Source organism: Microbacterium sp. Y355, from assembly GCF_059445345.1.
The window spans coordinates 202,905-219,781 of record NZ_JCAIUD010000001.1; the positions used below are offsets into that span (position 1 = coordinate 202,905).

Here is a 16,877-nt window from a genome sequence, read left to right on the forward strand (position 1 = left end):
CAGTGAGAGTGGTTGCATCGTCCCCGGCGAAGCAGCACGTGAGGTGGTACCGCGGTCCTGGTGGATCGTCCTCGCAGAAGCCCACGACGAACACTGCGAGCAGATATGACCTACCCCCGCAACTCCGCCTTCGGCCCCGCCGCCGATGCCACCGTCGTCCCCAGCCCTCGCTTCCCGGAGATCGAGCGCGATGTCCTCGACTTCTGGAAGAGCGACGACACCTTCCGCGCCTCCATCGCCCAGCGCGAAGGCGCCGACGAGTGGGTGTTCTACGACGGGCCTCCGTTCGCCAACGGTCTGCCCCACTACGGTCACCTGCTGACCGGGTACGCGAAGGACCTTTTCCCGCGTTTCCAGACCATGCGCGGCAAGAAGGTTGATCGCGTCTTCGGGTGGGACACACACGGTCTCCCTGCTGAGCTCGAAGCCATGAAGCAGCTCGGCATCACCGAGAAGAGCGAGATCGAGGCCATGGGCATCGACACGTTCAACGCCAAGGCACGTGAGTCGGTGCTGGCGTACACCGACCAGTGGCAGGACTACGTCACCCGCCAGGCGCGCTGGGTCGACTTCGAGCGCGGCTACAAGACGCTCGACACGAACTACATGGAGAGCGTGCTCTGGGCGTTCAAGACCCTCTACGACAAGGGCCTGGCCTACGAGGGCTACCGTGTGCTGCCGTACTGCTGGCGCGACGAGACGCCGCTCAGCGCGCACGAGCTGCGCATGGACGATGACGTATACAAGATGCGTCAGGATCCGTCCGTCACCGTAACATTCCCGCTCACCGGAGCCAAGGCCGAGTCGCTCGGCCTCACGGGCGTGCGCGCTCTCGCCTGGACGACGACTCCGTGGACCCTTCCGACAAACCTTGCGCTCGCCGTAGGCCCAGACATCGAGTACGTGGTCCTCCCGGCAGGCCCTGCTGGCGCTGCCGACGTGCACAACGCGGACGAGCCGGTCGAGGCAGCCTCACACCGGTACCTGCTTGCCCGCGACCTCCTCGGCGGGTATGCCAAGGATCTCGGCTACGAGTCGGCAGCGGATGCTCTCGCAGCAGTCGACGCGTCCCATCAGGGCTCAGCGCTGCAGGACGTCACCTATGACCGCCTCTTCGACTACTACGCGGATGCCGAGACCTATGGCACGGAGAACGCCTGGCGCATCCTCGCCGACGACTACGTCACCACGACCGACGGCACCGGCATCGTCCACCAGGCTCCTGCCTACGGCGAGGATGACCAGCGTGTGGCGGGCGCGGCTGGCATCCCGACGATCATCTCACTCGATGACGGCGGACGGTTCCTCCCGAACGTCACGGACGTGGCGGGCGAGCTGTGGATGGACGCCAACCGTCCGCTCATCCGCGTGCTCAAGGACAGTGGCCGGATGGTCCGCGAAGCGAGCTACGACCACTCGTACCCGCACTGCTGGCGCTGCCGGAACCCCCTGATCTACAAGGCTGTCTCGAGCTGGTTCATCCGCGTGACCGACATCAAAGACAAGATGCTCGCGAACAACGAGCAGATCACCTGGGTGCCAGAGAACGTCAAGCATGGCCAGTTCGGTAAGTGGCTCGAAGGCGCACGCGACTGGTCGATCAGCCGCAACCGTTACTGGGGTTCGCCGATCCCGATCTGGAAGAGCGATGACCCGGAGTACCCGCGCGTCGACGCCTACGGATCGCTGGCTGACATGGAGCGCGACTTCGGCACGCTGCCGCGCAACCCCGAGGGGGAGGTCGATCTGCATCGCCCGTACATCGATGATCTGACGCGCCCGAACCCGGATGACCCGACCGGTCAGTCGACCATGCGTCGTATCGAGGACGTGTTCGACGTCTGGTTCGACTCCGGATCGATGCCGTACGCGCAGGTGCACTATCCGTTTGAGAACCAGGAATGGTTCGACGCGCACTCGCCGGCCGATTTCATCGTCGAGTACATCGGTCAGACCCGTGGCTGGTTCTATCTCATGCATGTGCTGTCGACCGCGCTGTTCGATCGCCCGGCGTTCACCGGCGTCAGCTGCCATGGCATAGTGCTCGGCAATGACGGCTACAAGATGTCGAAGTCGCTGCAGAACTACCCGGCGGTCAGTGAAGTCTTCGACCGCGATGGCTCCGATGCGATGCGCTGGTTCCTCATGTCGAGCTCGGTGCTGCGTGGTGGCAACCTCTCGGTAACCGAGGAGGGCATCCGTTCCGGAGTCCGCGAATTCCTGCTTCCGCTGTGGAGTTCGTGGTACTTCTTCGCGACGTACGCGAATGCCTCCGGTGAGGGCGGATATGAGGCCCAGTGGCGCACCGACTCCACTGACGTGCTCGACCGGTACATCCTGGCCCGACTCGGCGACCTCGTCCGCGAGGTGTCAGAAGATCTCGAGGGCCTCGATTCGACGACCGCATCCGCACGTCTTCGAGAGTTCGCCGAGGTGCTGACGAACTGGTACATCCGACGCTCACGCGATCGCTTCTGGGGTGGCGTCACAGACGATTCGAAGAGCCGCGAGGCCTTCGACACGCTGTACACGGTGCTCGAGACGCTGACTCGCGTCGCTGCGCCCCTCGTGCCGCTGATCAGCGAGCGTGTCTGGCAGGGTCTTACCGGCGGGCGGAGCGTACATCTGACCGATTGGCCGGATGCTGCCGCGTTCCCCGCCGCTGACGACATCCGCGATGCGATGGATGCCGTGCGCGAGCTCTCCAGCGTCGGCAATGCCCTGCGCAAGAAGGAAAAGCTGCGCGTGCGCTTGCCGCTCGCGCGATTCAGCGTCGTCTCACCACTCGCCGCCTCGCTCGGCCAGTTCGAGGAGATCCTGCGCGAAGAGCTCAACGTCAAGTCCGTCGAGCTCGTGCCGCTGACCGAGACCGCCGCGGCCGAGTACGGCATCAGCCACCGACTGAGCGTGAACGCTCGCGCCGCGGGCCCGCGCCTCGGCAAGAACGTGCAGACCGTGATCAAGGCTGCACGCAGCGGCGACTGGTCTGAGGTCAATGGTGTTGTCACAGCGGGCGGTATCGCACTGGAGCCCGCGGAGTATGACCTGGCTCTTGAGACCACCGGTCGTCCTGAGGGCGAAGCACTGGCGATCGTACCAACGGGCGGCTTCGTGCTGCTCGACACGCGGACGACGCCGGAGTTGGAGTCTGAGGGCATGGCTCGCGACGCCATCCGCGTCGTTCAGGAAGCGCGCAAGAACGCTGGTCTCGATGTCAGCGACCGCATTGTTCTCGCGCTCAATGTGGGGCCTGCCGAGGCGGAGGCGCTGCAGGCGCACGCCGAGCTGATCGCGGGGGAGACGCTCGCTGTCGGCTTCGCCGTCCAGGCGACCGATGAGATCGATGAGCTGGTGAAAAACGTCACGAGCCCGGGTGACGGCGTCTTCCGTAGCGGCGCCACGGCGCTCGGATCGGACAAGGCATCCATCATCGTGACGATCGATACGAACATCGAGGGAGCGAAGAATGTCTGACCGCAAACGCGCCGATGCTGTCTACGACGCACTGCTGGCTCGTGCCGGCGAGCGTTGGGTGCAGCCCCGCAAGGAGCGCACCGCGCGCATTCTCGAACTGCTGGATGACCCGCAGCGCACCTATCGCGTCGTGCACATCACCGGCACCAACGGTAAGACGTCCACGGCACGGATGATCGAGAGTCTGCTGCGTGCGCACGGCCTGCGCACAGGGCTGTTCACGAGTCCGCACCTGGACCGCTTCACTGAGCGCATCATGATCGACGGCGAGCCGATCGACGATGGCGCGATTGCCGACGCGTGGGACGAGATCGGACCCTTCGTCGGGATGGTGGATGCTGAGCTCGAGCAGGCAGGCGATGCTCCGCTGACCTTCTTCGAACTGCTCACCGTGCTCGCCTTCGTTGCGGTAGCGGATGCTCCGGTCGATGTTCTCGTGCTGGAAGTTGGCATGGGCGGCGAGTGGGACTCCACGAACACGGCCGACGGTGATGTTGCGGTGTTCGCACCCATCGACATCGACCACGCCGACCGACTCGGCGGAACGATTGCTGAGATCGCTCAGGTGAAAGCCGGAATTATCAAGGAAGGCGCCGCCGTCGTCTCCGCGCAGCAGTCCGACGAGGTGGCCCTGGTGCTGAGTCGCGTCGCCGCGGAGAAGAATGCCACGATCGCCTTCGAGGGCGAGGAGTTCGGTCTCGCCGAGCAGAAGCTCGCCGTCGGGGGACAGCTGCTGACTGTCCGCGGTCTTGCCGGAACATACGTCGAGGAGTACCTGCCCCTGTATGGCGCGCACCAGGGCCACAACGCTGCGCTCGCGGTGGCAGCGGTCGAGTCGCTGATCGGCGCGGCTTCACAGCGCATCGCGGACGACATCATGACCGATGGTCTGCAGGGTGCGACCTCGCCTGGCCGCCTGCAGCTGCTCGGCATCGCGCCAACCGTGATCGTTGATGCCGCCCACAACCCGCACGGGGCGAAGGCTCTCGCGCAGTCGCTGGATGACAGCTTCGACTTCGATGAGTGGGGTCTCGTGCTCGGCGTTCTCGCCGATAAGGATGCCGCGGGCATCGTTGCGCAGCTTGCGCCGGCCACGGCCCATGTATTCGCGACCGCGCCGACATCAGATCGCGCGAACGATGCGGATGTCATCGCTGATCTGGTTGAGCAGACCGGACACCGTGCGAGCGTGCACGCCTCCCTCGCGGAGGCCGCGGATGCCGCGCGAGAGTGGGCTGCGTCATCAGACCGTCGTGCTGTCGTGATCGCAGGATCCGTCGTACTCGCCGGCGAAGCGATCGTGCTGGCAGAAGAGGACGACTGGAAGTCAGGGTGGCGCGCATGAGCGATTCGGCATCCGCCCCTCGCCGGGCCCGTGCTCCTCGCACGCTGGTGCAGAAGCTCGTTCCGATCATCCTCGGGTTCGAGACGATCATCGTGCTGCTGGCAGGACTGACGATCTTCGGACTGAAAGCGCTGCCCTCGGGTATCCCGCAGTGGTGGGCGATCATCGGAGCCGTGATCGTCGCCCTCGCGATGATCGCGGTCGCTGGCATGATCACCAGGCCGTGGGCGATCAGCGCGGCCTGGGCGCTGCAGGTGGTTGTGGCGCTCTCCGCCTTCTTCGTCCCGGCCATCCTGTTCGTCGTTGTGATTTTCGGCGGCATGCTGGCATATGCGACGATCGTGGGGGCCCGGTTGGATGCACCACGTCCCGCCGATGCGAATCCGAACATTTCCGAAACCGATACTCATACAGAGAGTGACTGACATGGCCATCGAAGAAACCCTTGTCCTCGTCAAGCCGGACGGCGTTGCGCGCGGCCTGACCGGATCGATCCTCGCCCGTATTGAGGCGAAGGGCTACGCGCTCGTCGACATCCGCCTCGTCGAGCCTGACCGTGACCGCCTTGCGGAGCACTACGCAGAGCACGAGGGCAAGCCGTTCTATGAGCCGCTTCTCGAGTTCATGATGTCCGGACCGTCCGTGGCGATCCGCCTCGCCGGTAACCGCGTCATAGAGGGCTTCCGCTCTCTCGCCGGCACCACCGACCCCACCAGTGCCGCTCCGGGCACGATTCGTGGCGACCTCGGCCGTGACTGGGGCCTCGCCGTGCAGCAGAACCTCGTGCACGGTTCGGACAGCCCCGAGTCCGCCGCCCGCGAGCTCGGCATCTGGTTCAGCTGAATCCGCATACGTCGAAGCCCGTCCACATCATGGTGTGGGCGGGCTTCGTCGTTCGGGTGGAATTCAGAAGAGGATGCGCGCCATCTCACCGAGGAAGTCAATGCCCTTCAGCTGCGCCATCACGACGATGATCGCGTAAGCGAGGATCGTGGCCAGCGGCACCCACGCCATGAGCCGGCCGGCGCGCTGCTGAACCTTCTCAGAGCGGCTGAACGTGCCGTTGCGGAACAGGTGCAACATGGTGGCGAAGAAGGTCGGGATCGTCACAGCCCAGGTGACCATGCACCACGGGCACAGCACGACGAGGTCGTAGATGCTCTGGGCGATCAGCCAGCATACGAATGCGAACGCAAAGGTGATGCCCGCGCCGAACGTTGCCCAGAACCACCGCGGGAAACGTGCACCGGCGACCACGGCGACGCCGACCACGATCGGTGCCATCCAGCCGGTGAGGCCGAGGATCGGGTTAGGGAAGCCGAACACCGATCCCTGCCAGGACTCCAGGTTCTTGCCGCACTGGATGAGGACACTGAAGTCGCAACTGAGCGCGTCATCCGGGTTTGCCAGCAGTACGAATTTCTCGACAGTGAGCTGGAATGCTGCCCACCATCCGACCACTCCGGCGATGATCAGCCAGACGGCATAGAAAACGGGGCGGGTGCGCTGCTCGCTCATTTCCGAATTATCTCAGCGATCGCTATGGATGCGGCGTGAACGGCCCCGTGAAGACGTGTCGCAGGCCTCGGATGCCGCGAACTGGCCAACATGGTGCGATAATGACCTTTGATACATAGCGCGGCACCGCCGCACGAAGTATCGACGCAGACTTTGGGGTCCAATGCCCCTCGCGACCAGAGCTACGAGCCGGTCGCATACCGAGTGAGTTCGCGGCACCCGCGGGTGCCGCATGAGATTTCGCGGAGCACCCGCTGCCCCGCGCAGGGAGTACGCCAGAGATGGCCGATGAAAACAATGACAACAACACCCCTACCCTCGACGAGAACGCGGAGGCTCCGGTAACACCGGAGGAAATCCTTCCCGTCTCGGAAGAGGCCGACGTTGCCGAGGCTGCGTCGGACTCTGAGACTGCGGCGGACACGCCTGCTGACGCTGTAGCGGACACCCCCGCTGAGACTGCGGCGGACACGCCCGCTGACGCTGCAGCCGACACCCCGGATGTCGACGAGCCTGAGGTGGAAACGCCGATCGCTGAGCCGGTGCAGTCTGGACCGCTCACGGCTGTGTCGCTCGGGCTGATCCCAGAGGTCTTCGTCTCGCAGGTCTCCACACAGTTGCACTTCTATGCGCCTGTGATCGCACCGCTTCCGACACGCCCAGGTCGTGACCGCGATCAAGATCGCGAAGAAACGCGCGACGCCGATCAGGACGACTCGCCCTCGGCCCGTCGTGGTCGCCGTCGTCGTGGTGGCAGCGCAGACAGCGATGAACAGCGTGAAGAGCCGCGCCAGCGTGAAGAGCCGCGTCAGCGTCAGCGCGTCGTCGAGTACATCACAGAGCCCAAGGCGATCAAGGGCTCCACACGTCTCGAGGCGAAGAAGCAGCGTCGCCGTGATGGCCGCGATGCAGGTCGTCGTCGCCCTGTGGTTACTGAAGCAGAGTTCCTTGCGCGCCGCGAGTCGGTTGACCGCAAGATGGTCGTCCGCTCGAAGAACGGTCGCACTCAGATCGGCGTTCTTGAGGATGCCGTGCTTGTGGAGCACTACGTCGCTCGCAACCTCGATGCTTCGCTGATCGGCAACGTCTACCTCGGTCGCGTCCAGAACGTGCTGCCCAGCATGGAGGCAGCATTCGTCGACATCGGTCGCGGACGCAACGCCGTGCTGTACTCCGGCGAGGTCGACTGGGATGGTGTCGAGACCGGCAACCAGCCCCGCCGCATCGAACTGGCGTTGAAGCCCGGTGACCGGGTTCTCGTGCAGGTGACGAAGGACCCGATTGGCCACAAGGGCGCACGCCTCACCAGCCAGATCTCGCTTCCTGGCCGCTACCTCGTGTACGTGCCAGGCGGATCGATGAACGGCATCAGCCGCAAGCTCCCGGACAACGAGCGTGCGCGCCTGAAGCGCATCCTCAAGGAGGTGCTGCCCGAATCCAGTGGCGTCATCGTCCGTACGGCCGCTGAAGGTGCCACCGAGGATCAGCTGACCCGCGATGTGCAGCGCCTCACCGCTCAGTGGGAGCACATCCGCAAGCAGGTCGAGAGCCAGCAGGCTCCGTCGCTCCTGCACGCTGAGCCTGACCTGCTCGTGAAGATCGTCCGTGACGTCTTCAACGAGGACTTCACGAAGATGCTCATTCAGGGCGAAGAGTCACAGCAGACGATCCGTGCGTACCTCGAGAGCGTCGCTCCCGATCTGCTCGAGCGCGTCGAACCGTACGAGGATGACACCGACCCCTTCGATGCCTTCCGCATCACGGAGCAGATCGAGAAGGCTCTCGACCGCAAGGTCTGGCTGCCTTCTGGCGGTTCTCTCGTCATCGACCGCACAGAGGCGATGACCGTGGTCGACGTCAACACCGGCAAGTTCGTCGGCTCTGGTGGAAACCTCGAAGAGACCGTCACCAAGAACAACCTTGAGGCTGCTGAGGAGATCGTCCGTCAGCTGCGCCTGCGTGACATCGGCGGCATCATCGTGGTCGACTTCATCGACATGGTGCTCGAGTCGAACCGCGACCTCGTGCTGCGCCGCCTCATCGAGTGCCTGAGTCGTGACCGCACCAAGCATCAGGTCGCCGAGGTCACGTCGCTGGGACTTGTGCAGATGACGCGTAAGAAGCTCGGCCTCGGACTGCTCGAGACCTTCAGCGAGGCGTGCGAGGTGTGTGCCGGTCGTGGAGTGGTCGTGCACCATGACCCGGTTGTGAAGCACCGCTCGACCTCCAGCAACGGTGGGCAGACGAACAACAACCGACGCCAGCGTGGCGGTAACGGCCAGCAGGGTCAGAGCCAGAGCCCGCAGTCAGTAAGCCCCGTGGCTCACGGCATCCCTGAGGGAGCAAAATCCGCGCTTGCGCAGATCGCCGCCTCGACGCTCGCTCCGGTCGCTGAGGCGACCGCGGTTGCCTCAGCCCCCGTGGTGGAAGCCACGCAACCGGCTGCGACCGAGCGTGCGGCTGCGACCGAGCGTCCGGCCGCGACCGAGCGTCCGAAGAAGCCGCGCAAGAAGCGTTCATCAGACCGCAACGCGGCGCCGAAGACTGAAGCTGAACAAATGCTGGATTCGGTGCTGGATGCTCTGCCGGAGCCTAAGGCGCCAGGTCAGGGGCGTAACCGTCGCCGGGTGACCACGGCGGCACTGACTGGCACCCCGATTGCTGTGAACTCGTCACCGTCTACGGTCGCGAGCGGGGATTCGCAGTCCTGAAGCGATCAACCTCCGCGTGAGCTCTTTGCCGCCGACGTGAACAGCGCCGGCGGCAAGGAGCCGGGGGAGTGTGTCTTCGGGGACGTCGTAGTGATCAAGGTCAAATGACCGCGCCGGCAGACCATTCTGGCGTGCGAAGGCATGAAGTTCGTCTAAGCTGTAATCGCTGACGAGATGAGCCCAGAGGTGTCCGTGCGCGGGCCAGATGGGGTCATCGATCAGTAGGGTCACCCCGTGATCCTATGGCCGCGCGACACGGCGCGGACTCGCTTTGCGAGTGGGGCCGTGATCCGGTAAAGTAGTCCTTTGGTGCGCGAACTGAGTCGTTTCCACGAGTCGGTGCGGTACTGCCGGGCTCGCACCGTCGGACTTGCGACGAACGCAGGCACAGTCTTTCCGTGAGATTTTCGGAGCCTTGAGCTCCCCAACGAAACAGGTATCAAGTGGTTTACGCAGTAGTGCGCGCCGGTGGACGGCAGGAGAAGGTCGAGGTCGGCACGATCGTTCAGCTCGATCGTGTTAAGGCAGCCCAGGGCGAGAAGATCGAACTTCCCGCTGTGCTCCTCGTCGACGGCGCCACGGTGACCACCGACGCCGACCAGCTGGCAAAGGTCAAGGTCACCGCTGAGGTCATCACCAACCTCCGTGGACCGAAGATCATCATCCAGAAGTTCAAGAACAAGACCGGTTACAAGAAGCGCCAGGGTCACCGTCAGGACCTGACTCGCGTCAAGATCACCGGCATCAAGTAAGCACAGAATAGGCTCAGGACATGGCACATAAAAAGGGCGCAAGCTCCACCCGTAACGGTCGTGACTCCAACTCGCAGCGACTTGGCGTGAAGCGTTTCGGCGGCCAGAAGGTCAGCGCCGGCGAGATCATCGTCCGTCAGCGCGGCACTCACTTCCACCCCGGCGTCAACGTCGGTCGTGGTGGCGACGACACGCTGTTCGCTCTTGAAGCGGGCGCGGTCGAGTTCGGCGCGAAGGGCGGCCGCAAGGTCGTCAACATCGTCGTCGCTGCAGCTGCGTAACACTCGCAGCACACAAGCATCCGGACGGGGCGGGCTTCGGCCCGCCCCGTCTGCGTATCCGCACTTGGCGGGTCGCTGAGCCTGTTCCGCACAGGAAATGAAAGGGAGACATGGTCACGTTTGTCGACACGGTGACGCTGCAACTGCGCGCCGGTAAGGGCGGCAACGGTTGTGTCTCCGTTCACCGCGAGAAGTTCAAACCGCTCGGCGGCCCTGACGGTGGCAACGGCGGTGACGGTGGCAATATCGTTCTCGTTGCCGACCCTCAGACCAGCACGCTGCTGGCGTACCACCACTCGCCACACCGCTCGTCCGATAATGGCGGGTTCGGCATGGGGGATCACCGTTCTGGCTTCGCAGGGGTAGAACTCGAACTTCCGGTTCCGGTCGGAACAGTCGTGAAGAACGAAGCCGGCGAAACCGTCGTCGACATGATTACGCCTGGGCAGCGCGTTGTCGTTGCCGAAGGAGGCAGAGGTGGCCTGGGCAATGCTGCTCTCGCCTCGACCAAGCGCAAGGCTCCAGGGTTCGCACTTCTCGGCACCGACGGCTTTGAAGGCGTGGTCACCCTCGAGCTCAAAACTGTGGCCGATGTGGCACTTGTCGGTTACCCATCGGCGGGCAAGTCGAGCCTGGTTGCAGCGGTGTCTGCAGCACGCCCGAAGATCGCCGACTATCCCTTCACCACGTTGCATCCGAACCTGGGCGTCGTTCAGGCTGGAGAGGCGCGCTACACGGTCGCCGATGTGCCCGGTCTCATTGAGGGCGCAAGCGAGGGTCGAGGCCTTGGTCTTGAGTTCCTCCGCCACGTCGAGCGCTGCTCGGCGCTGTTGCACGTCCTGGACTGTGCGACGCTCGACCCCGGTCGCGATCCGATCTCTGACCTCGACATCATCCTCGCTGAGCTTGCTGCCTATGAGGTGCCCGAGGGGCAGATTCCGCTGCTCGAGCGTCCGCAGCTCATCGCATTGAACAAGATCGATGTGCCAGAGGCCCGCGATCTTGCTGATCTCGTTCGCCCGGAGCTCGAAGCGCGTGGATTCCGCGTATTCGATATCTCAACCGTTTCGCACGAGGGCCTTCGCCAGCTCACTTTCGCGCTCGGCGACATCGTCGAGAAGCACCGTGCTGAAACAGCGGCTGAAGTGCCCGCCGAACGTGTCATCATCCGACCGCGCGGCTCGGAGAAGCCCTTCACTATCCGTGTCGAGGGCGGCTCCTACGGCACCTACTACCGCATTCTCGGCGCCAAGCCGGTGCGCTGGGTGCAGCAGACTGACTTCCAGAACGAAGAGGCCGTCGGCTATCTCGCTGACCGTCTCGAGCGTCTTGGCATTGAGGACGAGCTGTTCCGGGTCGGCGCGGCCCCCGGCGCAACCGTTGTCATCGGCGAGGGCGATGGATGGGTCTTCGACTGGGAGCCGACGATGCGTTCGGCAGCAGAGCTGATGACTGCGCCCCGAGGCACTGATCCTCGGCTCGCCCCGATTCCGCGTCGCACGACCACCGAGCGTCGTGAGAAGTACTACGAGCGGATGGATGCCAGGGCTGCATTCCGCGCCGAAGAAGACAACAAGCGTCGGGTCACGCCCAAGGAGGAGCTCGACGGAGAAGACGCATGACCGCACGTACGCGTGCGGATCTTGCGCAGGCCGAGCGCATCGTCGTGAAGGTCGGATCTTCTTCGATCAGCGGTGAGTCCTCGTGGCGTATCCCGATGATCGTGCACGCCCTGGCGGCTGCGCATGCGCGTGGTTGTGAGGTTGTGCTGGTGTCGTCTGGCGCTATCGCGACCGGCATCCCGTTTCTTGATCTGGATGCCAAGCCCACTGACCTTGCCACTCAGCAGGCGGCAGCGGCCGTGGGGCAGAACGTGCTCGTCTACCGCTATCTGGAAGCGCTGCGACCCTTCAAGATCGTCGCCGGTCAGGTGTTGCTGACTACGGGCGATCTGGAGAACGCTACGTCGCGCAGCAATGCTCGTCGTGCGATGGATCGGCTGCTCGGTCTGCGCGTCATCCCCATCGTCAATGAGAACGACACCGTGGCGACACAGGAGATCCGCTTCGGCGACAACGACCGGCTGGCCGCCCTCGTTGCACAGCTCATCCAGGCCGACGCACTCGTCCTGCTGAGCGACGTCGAAGCGCTCTACACGAAGCCGCCGACCGAGCCCGGAGCTGAGCCGATCAACGTGATCGCCTCTGACGCTGACCTCACCGGTCTGGAGTTCGGCGCGACCGTCGTCAACAGCGTCGGCACAGGGGGCGCAGCCACCAAAGCCTCTGCGGCTCGACTTGCCGCGGCATCCGGAATCGGGGTGCTCGTCACCAGCGCAGATCTGGTCGACAGCGCTTTGAAGGGTGAGAACATCGGAACCTGGTTCGAACCCGCCGTTCCAACGGCCGTCAGCGCTCTCTGAACTGTCACACGCGGATCCAGCAGGGTCGCGGCTCGGTACACTGACCGGATGACCGCTGAGACCCCGCAGGACCGCCTTGCGCGCGCCAAAGAAGCCTCACGCGCGACCGCGCGTCTGACCAGTGACGAGAAAGCGCGGGCGCTTGAGGCGATCGCGCAGGCAATCACCTCGAATGCGGCATCCATCATCGATGCGAACCGTCGCGATATCGAACGCGGGCGTGAGAACGGTATTGGCGAGTCTTTGATCGACCGGCTCCGTCTCGACGAGAAGCGCGTTTCAGCACTTTCCTCTGCGGTTCGTGAGGTGGCGGCGCTGGCCGACCCGGTCGGACAGGTCGTCGGCGGGCACCGCATGCCGAACGGCGTCGCGCTGGAGCAGGTGCGAGTGCCATTCGGCGTGGTCGGCGCGATCTACGAGGCGCGCCCCAACGTGACTGTCGACATCGCGGCGCTGGCGCTGCGCTCGGGAAATGCGAGCGTTCTCCGCGGCGGCAGTGCTGCTCGCGATTCGAACACCGTGCTCGTGCAGATCATGCGCGATGCGCTTGACGGAGCCGGCATCACCGCCGAAGCAATTCAGACCGTCGATGACTTCGGCCGTGACGGCGCGAAGGCGCTCATGCACGGACGCGGCTTCATCGACGTGCTCGTGCCGCGTGGCAGTGCTGCTCTGATCGAAACGGTCGTCACCGAGTCGACAGTTCCCGTTATCGAGACTGGAGCAGGCAATGTGCATATCGTCCTCGATGAAACCGCACCGGATGACTGGGCGCGCGACATCGTCGTGAACGCCAAGGTGCAGCGGCCGAGTGTCTGCAACGCGGTCGAGACAGTGTTGGTGCTTCGCCAGGCCGCGCCGCGCCTGGTTCCGCTGGTTGCCGGGGCGCTGCAGAGCGAGGGCGTGACGATTCACGGAGATGATGCGGTAGCAGAGCTCATCAGCGGTGTGATTGCTGCCACTGACGAGGACTGGGCGACGGAGTATCTGAGCCTCGATATCGCGATGAAGGTCGTCGACTCGCTGGATGATGCGCTCGCCCATATCCGGCAGTACAGCACCGGCCATACCGAATCGATCGTCACGACTGATTCGCGCAGCGCAGAGCGCTTCCTCGCGGAGGTGGATTCCGCCGTGGTGATGGCGAACGCATCGACTCGATTTACTGATGGCAGTGAGTTTGGGTTCGGCGCTGAAGTCGGGATTTCGACGCAGAAGCTGCATTCGCGGGGACCGATGGGCCTTACCGAGTTGACCAGCACGAAGTGGCTGGCGCGTGGGGCAGGTCAGACGCGCGGGTGAGCGATAGGATGGGTGAGCGTCTTCTCGCACACGGTCACGAAACGGAGCCAGGATGAACCTCGTCGCACAGCTTGCGATGGTCGCTGCCGAAACAGAGCACCACGGCAACGTGCAGGCAGAGACCCTCATGTTCGGTCTCATCGCCGCCGGGATCTTCGCGCTCCTCGGACTCGTCACCTTCTCCTACCGTCACGTTGCGAACCGTCACTCAGCCAAGGCAGACGCCTGGGCTGAGCAGCACGGCAAAGACGGACACGGGGCAGGGCACGGCCACTAGGGCGCATGGAGACAACGACCACGCGTGCCCCCCGCATTGGAGTGATGGGCGGGACGTTCGACCCGATCCACCACGGGCACCTGGTCGCGGCAAGTGAAGTCGCGCACTCCTTCGATCTTGACGAGGTTGTGTTCGTCCCGACCGGTCACCCCTGGCAGAAGTCGCACGTCACCCCGAGTGAGCATCGTTATCTCATGACGGTGATCGCGACGGCATCCAATCCACGGTTCACCGTGAGTCGCGTCGATATCGCGCGTGAGGGGCCGACTTACACGATCGATACCCTGCGCGATCTGAAGCGCGATCGTCCCGGTGCGGAGCTCTTCTTCATCACGGGTGCGGACGCCGTAGCGCAAATTCTCAGTTGGAGGGACCATGATGAGTTGTGGGAGTTGGCTCATTTCGTCGCGGTCTCTCGTCCAGGACACGTTCTGAGCACAGATGGCCTCCCGAGCGAGAACGTCAGCCAACTTGAGGTTCCGGCCCTGTCGATCTCGTCGACAGTATGTCGTGAGCGTGTGGGCGACGATCAACCCGTCTGGTATCTCGTCCCAGACGGAGTCGTTCAGTACATAGCGAAGCATCATCTGTATCGGAGCAAGGCATGAGTACATCGGATCAGCAGGGAAATCTGCCGCTGACCCGCAAACAGCTGCGGGAGATACGTCTCACCGGCTCCACGCCGGTGATCACTGAGGATGAAGCTGCTGCGGCTCAGGCTGAGTCCGCGGCCGCGGCCGCCGCTGCGGCCGCGGCCGCGGCCGCAGCGGAAGCTGAAGCGGAAGCTGCACCGTCGAGCCCACCCGAGACCGCCGATGTCCCGCCCGCGCCTCAGCCTGGTACCGACGTCGCTTCAAGCGATGCGCCGTTGACCCGCCGTCGGGTGCGTCAGCAGGAGCAGATTCGCACTGGATCCGTGCCGATCGCAGAAGAGCCGATCGAAGAAGAGCCGATCGAAGAAGTACCGATCGCCGATGAGCTGGTCAGCGAAGACCTTGTTGTAGTGGAAGACGACGATGACGTCGACGAAGAAGTTGTCGATGTCGCGCCGGTCAGTGCCGCTATCACTGCTGGTGACACCGCCACTGACACTGCTGAAGACGCCGACGATGCCGACGACGAACTTCTCGTCGCCGAGCCGGTAGTCACCGGAGAACGTCCCATCGTCAGCCCGACCTTCGGCCGTGGCCTGATCAATGAGCCGTCTGATGTGCCCACCTTCAGCCCTTCGTTTGATGATCTGATCACCTCGGGCTCAGGCGGTTCGCAGAACCTCGCACCGAACACACTGATCTTTACTCCGTCGGCGGGCGAACGTTCGCTTTCCGGCCCCGTCGCGTCCACTGGTGAGGTGCTGGTCACCGGCAGCTACGAGCTGCCCCAGGGAATCGGCTCGCAAGGCCACGCGCACGGTACTACAGACGGCAAGGAAGTCGACGCCGTTCTCATTGACGGTGAGCTGCCGCCGGCATCCTCCCCGACCCCGATCGCAGCCAGCGCTGCGATCAGTACGATCAAACCTGCCGGCGAGGTCATCCGACCGCCGGCGCCCGAAAAAGGCAACAAGCTCATGCTGATCCTGGCGATTACCGCCGGTGGTCTGGCGCTCGTCCTGGCGGCGGCCTTGGTCATCGCCTTCACCATGAATGTGCTCTCCTAATGCAGTCACCTGAAACAGCCGAAGAGATGCTGCAGCTCGCAGTAGACGCCGCAGTATCCAAAGGCGGAGAGGACCTTGTCGCACTGAACGTGTCGGAACCACTTCCGCTCGTCGACATCTTCCTGCTCGTCACCGGAAACAGTGAGCGCAACGTCGCCGCGATCGCCGACGAAATCGAAGACAGACTCATCGAGTCTGGCCACAAGCGCGTGCGCCGTGAGGGCCGAGCGGAGGCCCGCTGGGTGCTGCTCGACTTCGGCGACCTGATCGTGCATGTCTTCCACTCGGAGGAGCGCGTCTACTACGGCTTGGAGCGCCTCTGGAAGGACTGCCCAGTCGTGCCCTTCGAGCTCTCCGAGACCGCACCCGTAACCGAACGTCCCTGACGTGGGCGTGCACCTGCTCACCGGTGCCGGATCAGGCATCGGCGCCGCGCTTGCTCGCCGCCTGCATGATCGCGGTGATGAGTTGGTGCTGGTTGCACGCGACATCGGTCGCGCCCGTGAGATTGCGGCGCAGTTCCCTGGTGCCTCAACACTTGTCGGTGATCTGAGCCAGCCTGGGCGGCTGTCGTGGGCGCTGTCGAAGCAGAATCTTCCGGAGCGCATTGACTCTCTTGTGCACGTTGCAGGAGTTGTCGACCTCGGTCGCGTGGCAGACCTTGCTCCGACTCTCTGGGAGCAGCAGTTGGCTGTCAACCTGATCGCGCCAGCTGAGCTCACGCGTCTGCTGCTGCCGGTGCTGCGGGTGTCTCATGGGCAGGTGGTGTTCGTGAACTCCGGCGCCGGTCTTCGCGCCCACGCGGAGTGGTCGGCATACGCGGCATCCAAGCACGGTCTCAAGGCTCTCGCCGATGCGCTGCGTGACGAGGAAGCCGAGCACGGGGTGCGGGTCAGTTCGATTTTCCCGGGGCGCACAGCGACACCGATGCAGGCGCGCGTGCACCATCAAGAGGGCAACGAGTATCACGCGGAGCGCTTTATCGATCCGGAATCAGTCGCGACCGCGATTCTCACGGTCCTTGATCTTCCGCGCGATGCTCAGGTCACCGATCTTTCGGTGCGACCGGGCGTCTAACGACTACGGATCGCCGATCCGAGATCAACTGCGCAGTTGGTAGCGCCGCTCTGTTCGC

General features: G+C 64.0%; 17 protein-coding genes. 15 read left to right on the top strand and 2 right to left on the bottom strand.

Features of this window, described 5'->3' with window-relative positions; all coding sequences use genetic code 11:
- Positions 1-105 precede the first annotated feature (105 nt).
- From ileS to ndk, 4 genes are read left to right on the top strand one after another with little or no spacing between them, the layout of a single operon-like run.
- Complete coding sequence (ileS, locus tag AC1C2O_RS01030; protein WP_495428571.1) at positions 106-3,474, top strand: isoleucine--tRNA ligase; 3,369 nt, start codon at positions 106-108, stop codon at positions 3,472-3,474.
- A complete protein-coding gene (locus AC1C2O_RS01035; protein WP_495428572.1) occupies positions 3,467-4,819 on the top strand; it encodes a bifunctional folylpolyglutamate synthase/dihydrofolate synthase in 1,353 nt (450 codons plus the stop codon). Before ileS ends, AC1C2O_RS01035 begins: the two co-directional genes overlap by 8 nt.
- Positions 4,816-5,244: a DUF4233 domain-containing protein gene (locus tag AC1C2O_RS01040; RefSeq protein WP_495428573.1), complete on the top strand. Its 429-nt coding sequence runs from the start codon at positions 4,816-4,818 to the stop codon at positions 5,242-5,244. Before AC1C2O_RS01035 ends, AC1C2O_RS01040 begins: the two co-directional genes overlap by 4 nt.
- A 1-nt stretch (position 5,245) precedes the next feature.
- A complete protein-coding gene (ndk, locus tag AC1C2O_RS01045) occupies positions 5,246-5,662 on the top strand; it encodes a nucleoside-diphosphate kinase (RefSeq protein ID WP_495428574.1) in 417 nt (138 codons plus the stop codon).
- A gap of 63 nt (positions 5,663-5,725) precedes the next feature.
- Here the strand turns inward: ndk and AC1C2O_RS01050 are convergent, their stop codons facing one another.
- Positions 5,726-6,337, bottom strand: a complete 612-nt coding sequence (locus AC1C2O_RS01050; RefSeq protein WP_495428575.1) for a vitamin K epoxide reductase family protein — start codon at positions 6,335-6,337, stop codon at positions 5,726-5,728.
- A gap of 281 nt (positions 6,338-6,618) precedes the next feature.
- On the opposite strand from AC1C2O_RS01050, the gene AC1C2O_RS01055 reads away from it, so the two are divergent.
- A complete protein-coding gene (locus AC1C2O_RS01055) occupies positions 6,619-9,048 on the top strand; it encodes an Rne/Rng family ribonuclease (protein ID WP_495428576.1) in 2,430 nt (809 codons plus the stop codon).
- Here the strand turns inward: AC1C2O_RS01055 and AC1C2O_RS01060 are convergent.
- On the bottom strand, positions 9,010-9,279 hold the full coding sequence (locus AC1C2O_RS01060; RefSeq protein ID WP_495428577.1) for a DUF4031 domain-containing protein: 270 nt from the start codon (positions 9,277-9,279) through the stop codon (positions 9,010-9,012). The two genes, AC1C2O_RS01055 and AC1C2O_RS01060, sit on opposite strands and share 39 nt — an antisense overlap.
- 212 nt (positions 9,280-9,491) lie before the next feature.
- On the opposite strand from AC1C2O_RS01060, the gene rplU reads away from it, so the two are divergent.
- The 10 genes from rplU (at position 9,492) to AC1C2O_RS01110 (ending at position 16,819) form a co-directional block, all read left to right on the top strand.
- Positions 9,492-9,800 carry a 50S ribosomal protein L21 gene (rplU, locus tag AC1C2O_RS01065; RefSeq protein ID WP_495428578.1) on the top strand — a complete coding sequence of 103 codons (309 nt, stop codon included), beginning with the start codon at positions 9,492-9,494 and terminating at the stop codon, positions 9,798-9,800.
- 20 nt (positions 9,801-9,820) lie between these two features.
- A complete protein-coding gene (gene rpmA, locus AC1C2O_RS01070) occupies positions 9,821-10,081 on the top strand; it encodes a 50S ribosomal protein L27 (protein ID WP_495428579.1) in 261 nt (86 codons plus the stop codon).
- A 110-nt stretch (positions 10,082-10,191) separates the two neighbouring features.
- Positions 10,192-11,703 carry a GTPase ObgE gene (gene obgE, locus AC1C2O_RS01075; RefSeq protein WP_495428580.1) on the top strand — a complete coding sequence of 504 codons (1,512 nt, stop codon included), beginning with the start codon at positions 10,192-10,194 and terminating at the stop codon, positions 11,701-11,703.
- Positions 11,700-12,503 carry a glutamate 5-kinase gene (proB, locus tag AC1C2O_RS01080; RefSeq protein ID WP_495428581.1) on the top strand — a complete coding sequence of 268 codons (804 nt, stop codon included), beginning with the start codon at positions 11,700-11,702 and terminating at the stop codon, positions 12,501-12,503. The genes obgE and proB overlap by 4 nt, the downstream gene beginning before the upstream one ends.
- A 48-nt stretch (positions 12,504-12,551) precedes the next feature.
- A complete protein-coding gene (locus tag AC1C2O_RS01085) occupies positions 12,552-13,805 on the top strand; it encodes a glutamate-5-semialdehyde dehydrogenase (protein WP_495428582.1) in 1,254 nt (417 codons plus the stop codon).
- 52 nt (positions 13,806-13,857) lie between these two features.
- Positions 13,858-14,082, top strand: coding sequence for a hypothetical protein (locus tag AC1C2O_RS01090; protein WP_495428583.1), 225 nt, complete (start codon positions 13,858-13,860; stop codon positions 14,080-14,082).
- A gap of 5 nt (positions 14,083-14,087) precedes the next feature.
- Positions 14,088-14,690, top strand: coding sequence for a nicotinate-nucleotide adenylyltransferase (gene nadD / locus AC1C2O_RS01095; RefSeq protein ID WP_495428584.1), 603 nt, complete (start codon positions 14,088-14,090; stop codon positions 14,688-14,690).
- Positions 14,687-15,742, top strand: coding sequence for a hypothetical protein (locus AC1C2O_RS01100; RefSeq protein WP_495428585.1), 1,056 nt, complete (start codon positions 14,687-14,689; stop codon positions 15,740-15,742). Before nadD ends, AC1C2O_RS01100 begins: the two co-directional genes overlap by 4 nt.
- A complete protein-coding gene (gene rsfS, locus AC1C2O_RS01105; RefSeq protein ID WP_495428586.1) occupies positions 15,742-16,128 on the top strand; it encodes a ribosome silencing factor in 387 nt (128 codons plus the stop codon). The genes AC1C2O_RS01100 and rsfS overlap by 1 nt, the downstream gene beginning before the upstream one ends.
- A 1-nt stretch (position 16,129) precedes the next feature.
- On the top strand, positions 16,130-16,819 hold the full coding sequence (locus AC1C2O_RS01110; protein WP_495428587.1) for an SDR family oxidoreductase: 690 nt from the start codon (positions 16,130-16,132) through the stop codon (positions 16,817-16,819).
- The last annotated feature ends 58 nt before the right edge of the window (positions 16,820-16,877 follow it).